Below are 2,520 nucleotides of genomic sequence, written 5' to 3' on the forward strand. Positions count from 1 at the left end.
GAGCACTTGAAGGTTGTCCAGCGACACATTGCCCCGCTGCCGCGGCAGGCAATCCTCAATACGCGCGAATTGCGCAGGCGTAAGTTCCATGCGCAGTATGTTAGCACGTAGTGTTAACAGGCCCTAGTGCGATCGCGGCAGCTGGGCCAGCTACAGCCGATGAATGGCCCGCGGGCGTTGGCGCGAGGCGAGCGCTTGAGCGGCGACGCCAGGATTCGAACCGGCCATCTACTTAGCGCGCCCCCACCAAGGGGGATCGTCGCCGCTCAACGCAAAGGTTAGCACATCACCGAGAGGCGTAAGCGCCCTCCCGCGACGACGGCGCTGTTAGACCGCGCTTCATTGAGGCACCGATCCGCATCGACGTCGACGACTGCAAAGGGCGCGAGGCGTTTGCCAGCCTCCAGTGCCGCCGAGGTGATCTCACCCCGTCATGCGCGACATCGGCCAGGCGCTGGCCGAGGGTATGCGCGATAGGCTGCGGCTTTCAAAGCCCACTGGCCTTGGGAGCCAGTAAAACTGGCCGCCCGCCGTGGTGCGCGAGATGGACATCGACGAGTACCGCCAGTGGTGCCGCCGCGCCCAGGCCGCGCTCGAGGCGCGTGGGTTCACGCCATGAGCACGGCCAGTATGAGCAGCAAGGCCAGCCAGCCGATGATCATGTCGAGCGACTGCAGTCCGCTCGCTTTTTTGGCGGCGGCCATGAGGATGGGCGGCGCAAACAGAAAAAGCGTCAATGCCCAGCCCGCCCAGGCGTGATCATTGGCGTAGGAAAGGATCGAATCCAGCATGTCCGCCACCCTTGCCATCTCGGCGCTGTTGACGCTCAAGGACCAGTTTAGCGCACCGCTGCGCGCCGCGGCGAGCTCGCTTGATGGCATGCGCGGCGTGATGGATAGATGGCGTTCTTCATCCGAGCGCCTGAGCGCTGCCATTGCCGGCGTATCGAACGCGGCATCTCGCATGGGCACCACTGCGGCGCAGCTTGCTGCCGTTGGTCAAGTCGTAACCGGTTTCGGGCTGGAGAGCTACATGCGGCAGGCCATCGGTGTTGAGCATCGACTTGCCGCACTTGGCAATACCGCCAACATGAGCGCAGATGAGCTTGCTGCGCTCGATGTGCCCCTGACCGGCGCGGCGCTGAAGCTCGGCGAGCGCTTTGCCCACTTCGCGGTCGTCGATTTCGATGCGGATGGGGTTTGGTCATCGCCTCATGACTGTGCTAAGCTTGTTCCAAGGGGCGGTTGCATCCCGTCGTCGCGCTTATACCGCGATGCGTCACGGACGTAGGATGGGGGGACGCCCTGATCTCTCGTACATCGTTTTGAGCGCCAGCATGCGGCGCTTCGTCAGAATTTCGAATACGGCGTGGTATTCGGCGCCGTCGATCTCATGGATCAGCTCGATGGATCACCGGCCTGTATCCGTGACACCGGCATCCTCCATGCGCGCAGCGCCGATGATGCGCGGCAAGAGGCGGTAATCGGACGTATCGCGCCCGGCCTGGTAGGCGAACTGGCTGGCCATCATGCCGGAATCGACCAGCGGGCGCGCGCCCTTCTTGCGTGCCAGCGTCACGGGCGAGTTGGGCGCGAAGGGGCGGCCCTCCACGTCGCGGCCATCGCGCAGCCGCGCGCGCATGCCCTCCACCAGCGCCTGGCCGATGTCGTGCATGACCGGGGTGAGGTCGGAGACGCGGCGCTGAAGGTTGGCCAGCGCCGCGCGCACTTCGCGGTCGTCGATGTCGATGCGGATCATGGGCTATACTGCACGCAAGGGTTGGCGGCAAAATCTCCCTCCATCTGGTGAGGGCAGACCTGGGGCCCAAAGGTGCCGTCGCCGGGCGCGGGAGTCCGGCGCGCCAGCCCCACGAGGCGGTCCAGGTGCCGCCTCATTTCTTTTCCGCCTTGCGCAGCAGGCGGGCGATCTCGGCTTCGCGCTCCGCCTGTTGCCTGGAAAGCCGTCGAACGCTCGTCACCCACAACGCCTTGCCCGTGCGGGTGGCCTTGACCACCAGCACGTGGCCACCGGACTTCCCGGCTGACAGTGCGCGCACGTAGATCAGACTTGCGCCGTCCTGCACTCGGTGGGTGGCCAGGTCAATGACGCCCTGGGCGATGGCGTATTCGGAAGCCGAAAGCTCCGGATGCTCACGCTTTTGCTTCAAGGCCGGGTCGATCCCCGCTCACGCGGGGCAGACTGCTAGGAAACCTCTGCACAACCCAGCCTATTCGTTCCAGAGGACGCGGTGATGGTAGACTTTGTTTCACATGACGGGATCAGGGGCAGATTTTGAGTTATTTTCCGCTCCAGAAGCCCCTTTCGTGGGCCTCCTGAGGCCTCGTCGGCCCCCAGTGGCGCCGTGGCGGGCGCACTTATCCCGTTGCAGCCAATGTCAAGCGACACGAAGATTTGACCCCCTGACGACATCTGGAATTGACCCCCGGGTTAATCAACTCTCTGACGTGATCGGGGTGGGGGCAGCGGCCTTGTGCAGAAGGCCGCTGCGGCGCTTGTCGC

General features: G+C 64.4%; 4 protein-coding genes. 1 reads left to right on the forward strand and 3 read right to left on the reverse strand.

Features of this window, described 5'->3' with window-relative positions; translation table 11 throughout:
• Window positions 1–608: 608 nt before the first annotated feature.
• The gene (locus Tchar_RS13340; protein ID WP_144329466.1) at window positions 609–791 is read right to left on the reverse strand and encodes a hypothetical protein; all 183 of its coding nucleotides are present in this window, start codon (window positions 789–791) and stop codon (window positions 609–611) included.
• Between Tchar_RS13340 and Tchar_RS13345 the strand changes: the two genes are divergently transcribed.
• The gene (locus tag Tchar_RS13345; RefSeq protein ID WP_144329467.1) at window positions 790–1,290 is read left to right on the forward strand and encodes a hypothetical protein; all 501 of its coding nucleotides are present in this window, start codon (window positions 790–792) and stop codon (window positions 1,288–1,290) included. The genes Tchar_RS13340 and Tchar_RS13345 overlap by 2 nt on opposite strands.
• Before the next feature lie 120 nt (window positions 1,291–1,410).
• On the opposite strand, the gene Tchar_RS13350 is transcribed toward Tchar_RS13345, so the two are convergent.
• Both Tchar_RS13350 and Tchar_RS13355 read right to left on the reverse strand, forming a co-directional pair.
• The gene (locus Tchar_RS13350) at window positions 1,411–1,758 is read right to left on the reverse strand and encodes a phage virion morphogenesis protein (protein ID WP_144329468.1); all 348 of its coding nucleotides are present in this window, start codon (window positions 1,756–1,758) and stop codon (window positions 1,411–1,413) included.
• A gap of 133 nt (window positions 1,759–1,891) precedes the next feature.
• Window positions 1,892–2,167 carry a hypothetical protein gene (locus tag Tchar_RS13355; protein ID WP_144329469.1) on the reverse strand — a complete coding sequence of 92 codons (276 nt, stop codon included), beginning with the start codon at window positions 2,165–2,167 and terminating at the stop codon, window positions 1,892–1,894.
• Window positions 2,168–2,520: the final 353 nt, after the last annotated feature.

The organism is Tepidimonas charontis (assembly GCF_007556685.1).
Lineage (GTDB): Bacteria > Pseudomonadota > Gammaproteobacteria > Burkholderiales > Burkholderiaceae_C > Tepidimonas > Tepidimonas charontis.

Bases quoted from the DNA above. Each gene is read 5' to 3' on its own strand.
- Tchar_RS13350 (WP_144329468.1), bottom strand. From the start codon at position 1,758: ATGATCCGCATCGACATCGACGACCGCGAAGTGCGCGCGGCGCTGGCC.
- Tchar_RS13345 (WP_144329467.1), top strand. From the start codon at position 790: ATGTCCGCCACCCTTGCCATCTCGGCGCTGTTGACGCTCAAGGACCAG.
- Tchar_RS13340 (WP_144329466.1), bottom strand. From the start codon at position 791: ATGCTGGATTCGATCCTTTCCTACGCCAATGATCACGCCTGGGCGGGC.